This window comes from SAR324 cluster bacterium, assembly GCA_015232315.1.
Taxonomy (GTDB): Bacteria; SAR324; SAR324; order SAR324; family NAC60-12; genus JADFZZ01.
Genome location: JADFZZ010000076.1, coordinates 1 through 4,858, shown reverse-complemented (window position 1 = coordinate 4,858; position 4,858 = coordinate 1). Strand labels below are relative to the sequence as shown.

Here is a 4,858-nt window from a genome sequence, read left to right as displayed (position 1 = left end):
AAGAGCGCTCCAGATGATCTGATTTCCTTTTCTGGTGGCATTGATGCTGATCGGAACCAACTCGATAGAAGACAATTCTTCATTTTTTGCTTTAGATTCTTCCAGGATTGAAATCACTTGGGTGGAATAATCCTGACTCACTTCTTTTTGACCATCATGCAACAGAATCGTGTGAACAAAATCGCCTTCAATGTCAGGAGTCAGATATTTCACCGTGATCGTTCCGGATATTCCAGAGAGCGTGATGGTTCCTTCGGTCGGATAAAATTGTCCGCCGCCCGCAGGAGATCTGATTTCATAATGAAGAGTCCCGCCAGTCGGAGCATTAACCAGGATGCTAACCGTGCTTGTGGATGATCTTGGATGCAGGGACGATCCATTGACCTGTACAATTCTGGCGGAATCCTGATATTGGGAAGACACCGGAGTCATAAACACACTGACCATGCCCTGTTGCTCCATGGCTGTGTAGGTTGTGGTGCCATTTGCGATTTCCTGATTCGCGGCATCATAGGCACGAGCGATAAAACTCAAATTTTGGTTCACGGGGATCTCCTCAAGTTCACCCATGAACACTGAATCATCCCTATGCAATAATTCAGTCTCTGCCTGTTGTTGATGATCCATATCAAGGACAACCAATCTAACCGAGCGAATCGTATCCGGATCCAAACTTCCCTGAAAATCACGTAGGGCTGATTGGATATTAACGGTAACTGTTGGTGTTTTATCCGTGGAAGCTTTCAGCGGTGTGCGCACTTCTTCGGCACAACCACCCATCACAAAAAAAAACGATAGAAGTACAAGCCATAAACCATAAATGGCCACTGAGCTATGATGGATCGATTTCATAGTCACGCTCCCTGATTCATGATTTTTTGAAAAAATGATGCATCTTCAGTTGTATCACTTATTTTTTCCGAACTATTTGTGATGTTAGAGTGAAATAAAAAAAGGGAACAGATGTCCCCTTCTTTTTCAGGAGTGTATGAAAAAATTATGAATTTACCAATTTTATTGGCCTGATTACTTCGTATTCGCACGACAGCTTCAGGCCAGGATGATTTTCCAGTAGATCTTATTGAGTGATGGTAATCTGACCACTCACCCAGGTAGCCGCAGATTTATACGTATTCACACAACTATCCTTGAAGCGGGCATCGGTACAAATTCTGCCTTTAAATTCTGTGGCATCATTGTCGCCTGTGGTGTCGTAAACCAGGAAATTCAGAGGAATGACATCGCCCACATTACCCGTGACAGTCACATTCATACTGAAGAGTTCCTGGGCCATTCCTGATATGTTATCAAAATTATTCCCATCACCTAATTCAAAGTTGTAGTAATTGCTACCGCTATAGGAAACATCATTGTTGCGATCAATCATGGTGTTGGGAGCATTCGTTCCTCTGACCAAACCGGGATTGACGGTCAAGTTGGCAACTTTTTTCAACAGAAACACACCACTGCGTATCACTGTGCTGGTATTAATATACACCCTGACGTTTCCTGTTCCACCACTTGGAGCGGTATAATTACCGATCCACACCCTATTATCAGTCCCGTCTGTAGGATCAGCAGGAATATCAAACGCGACACCACCGGCAGTGCTCTCAATGGTTATTTCAGGGAATTCATTGGCTTGTACCGCATAGTTAACAGACGTTGATGCGCCTGCGTCATCCGTGACGATCAAGGTCAATGTTCCTGTGCTGCTGACAGAATATCCCTGCATCACAGCGGGATTGGCTGTGGCATCAGCAAAAGACACAGCATTGTCTGTATAGCTCCAGAAATAGGTCATCAGGTTGGTGTCACCATCATCGCTGACTGAGGCAGTCCAGACAAGATTGTTACTGGAATCCCGTTTTGCACTAATGGTATGAATCACAGGATTGAAAGAAATCAATGATCCAGCGTTTCCTGAGCCTTCAGTTACTTCCGCAGGAGTAACAATCAACGTGCTGAAATTGCTACTGATGGAATGGGTGTCACTGGTGCTGATTTTCAGGTTATGAGTGTAACTTCCCACGATGGCTGGTGCGGTATAATCCACAACGATTTGTCCAGTAGTTCCCGCCAATACCACAGAACCTTGTGTCTGGCTGAATGAACCTCCGCCCACATCCGCGGTGAGTTGATAATAAATGGTATCTCCAGAGGGGCCTGATACATCAAATGTTACAGGAACAATTCCACTGGTCTGGATTTTGGCCGGACGACTGATCTGTGTCACCTTGGGCAGACTAATACTGGCGCCATCAGAAACCGGTTGCAGGGACATGGAGAGCGATTTTTTGGTACCATCCAGGGTGATGGCGGTGGTACCGTTAAAAATTTCAACTCCATTGATATCGTAGGCACGGGCGATAAAGGTCAATTCTGTATTGACAGGAAGCAGTTCCATGGTTCCCAGCCAGCTTCCACCCGCCTTGGTTAACAAGGTTGGAGCGATCAGAACATCTGCGCCATCAAGAACTTCCAGAGTCACACTGTTAATATCTGAGGCAGCCACGGTTACTCTTGCTGTAGACAATTTCTGTGCCGGGGTTTTTACGCTAACGCTCAGAGAAGTGGTCTCTCCTCCAGCAAGAGCATTCCGTTGTTTTTTGTTAGACTTTCCCCCCAAATTATCAATATCTGCGCAACTGGGTACAAGGAACAGGGACATAATGATAATAAAAAATTGTCTCAATATCTTATCTGAATATTTTTTCATGGTGACCTCCTGAAAGTTTGATAATAACAATTAAACACAGAAAGCCTTTCTTCAAAACGCGTGCCATGTAATAAGTTACTGTAATTAATGAATTATATTTAATATTATTCAGGACTGTGTCTGCCGAAAAATAATCCGGGATTATCTGTGAGAGGGGCGGTCATCTGATAAAACAAAGGATTGGAGCATCTGACGAAAAACCGTTGTGAATGACGATATTCCGGCATGGTGGAGTATTTCAGATAAATTTGTAAGGAATGGCAAAAGAATAAGTTGTAAAAGATGGAACGGTTACGAACGGGACGTTCGTAACCAGTAGGATCAACCTAGGTATCGAAACCAGTAAACATGGGATCATACAGTATTTTGCCCAAACAAATTGAATATCGAATTTCGAACAAGGAATGTCGAATCATGAAGAGCTCTGAAAGTGCCTGTTTGTCTCATTCGACATTCGATATTTCTTGTTCAGGATTCGATATTCAAAATATGGGGATAATCTCCGGGCAAAAAACTGTCAGAACCAGACAGGCTCTAGCCTAGCGGTTTTCGACACCCTACCGTCAGCCCGCTGTTATCCCGAACAACCTGAGGGATCTATACAAACTAAAGTTTTCAGCTTGGGTTTGGTTTATCAAACAAAATGTCTGACATGGCATCCGCAATAACATTCTTTGCAGGAAGACTTGCGAATCAATGTTTTTTCTGCATTTTTAATGACCGTGCATCAGACACGAAATTGTTTTCGCTGTCTTGTGGCAAATTTATTTCAACTCCTTTTGAAAGGATCTTATGGAACTGAAAGATAAAGTCGCGATTGTGACCGGTGGCGCCTCTGGATTGGGTGAGGCGTGTGTTCGTTTGTTTGTGCAGCAAGGCGCCAAAGTTGCGATTCTGGATTATAATGACCATCGGGGTGAGCAGGTTGCCAAAGAACTTGGCGCTTCAGTGATGTGTCACAAAACAGATGTTTCCAGTGACGATTCTGTTAAAAACGCGGTGGCGGCTGTTTCCCAAAAATGGGGCAATATTCATGTGGTGGTGAGCTGTGCGGGTGTGGGAAATCCTATGAAAATTTTGAGCAAACGCAAGGGCTTGATGCCGTTTGATTATTTCAGCAAGGTCATCAACATCAATCTGATTGGCACCATGAATGTCATCCGTCATGCCTCTGATAAAATGCAGGACAACCAGCCGCTGGCCGATGGTGAACGTGGCGTGATCATCAACACGGCTTCAGTTGCCGCATATGATGGACAAGTGGGACAAGCCGCCTATTCCGCGTCCAAAGGTGGGATTGTGGGCATGACTCTGCCGATTGCCCGTGAATTTGCCAGCTATGGAATCCGTGTAGTGACTATCGCACCGGGATTATTCAAAACGCCGATGATGGAAAGCCTGCCGGAAGACGCACAAACCTCTCTGGCCGCGGCGGTTCCGTTTCCCAAGCGTTTGGGAAATCCCGCTGAATATGCCAATTTGGCCCGGCATATTGTAGAAAATGTCATGCTCAATGGAGAAACAATCCGGCTGGATGGGTCCATCCGGCTCCAGATGAACTGACAGACAGTTTGCTACAGACTGATTTTTGCCTCAACAGTCTCAGGATGGAGAACAAATGGTTCTGGAAGGACAAAATCTTTCCAAACTATTCACTCCATCCAATCTCCCCCTTTCAAAACCTTTGAATGTTCTCTGCGTTCATCTGTGATGTTCTCCAGCCTTCTCCAATCATTAAATTTACAACTCTTGAAATTTTTTAGCGTTTAGCATAGTGGTTGGACTATAAGAGTGAATGCCGGACAGATTTTTTATAAGTAAATTAGCCATTTTATCAGCTTAGGTACTGAGGAGGAAACATGCCACAGATGCGATCTGTACCAATTCAAAGTTACAAATCTCTGTTTCAGAGAAAATCATCCCCTGTGAAAAAAACAGACATAGACATCGTAACCGATGAATACTTGACCACTGTGGAACAAGACCTGACCCTTGTGACAGATGAAGAAAAAAACAAATGTAAGTTAATTATTCATACCTCGGCAGTCGCGGCAGGTGCGGCTACGGCAGGATTGGCTCAAGTGCCAGTTTTTGCGGATGTAGCGATTGTTCCTGTACAAATTGCAATGACGATATTGC

At 44.4% G+C, this 4,858-nt stretch carries 4 protein-coding genes; 2 read left to right on the top strand and 2 right to left on the bottom strand.

The genetic code is table 11. From position 1 onward, the window contains the following. Both HQM11_21280 and HQM11_21275 read right to left on the bottom strand, forming a co-directional pair. On the bottom strand, positions 1 to 852 hold an 852-nt coding region (locus HQM11_21280; protein MBF0353573.1), incomplete at its 3' end, for a hypothetical protein. Positions 853 to 1,078: 226 nt separating this feature from the next. Then, positions 1,079 to 2,515 carry a hypothetical protein gene (locus HQM11_21275; GenBank protein MBF0353572.1) on the bottom strand — a complete coding sequence of 479 codons (1,437 nt, stop codon included), beginning with the start codon at positions 2,513 to 2,515 and terminating at the stop codon, positions 1,079 to 1,081. Positions 2,516 to 3,511: 996 nt separating this feature from the next. On the opposite strand from HQM11_21275, the gene HQM11_21270 reads away from it, so the two are divergent. Together HQM11_21270 and HQM11_21265 are read left to right on the top strand one after the other, a co-directional pair. Then, entirely contained in the window at positions 3,512 to 4,282 is a 771-nt protein-coding gene (locus HQM11_21270) for a 3-hydroxyacyl-CoA dehydrogenase (protein ID MBF0353571.1), read from the top strand. Between the two features lie 296 nt (positions 4,283 to 4,578). Next, positions 4,579 to 4,858 (top strand): hypothetical protein (locus HQM11_21265; GenBank protein ID MBF0353570.1); only part of this gene is annotated, 280 nt, incomplete at its 3' end.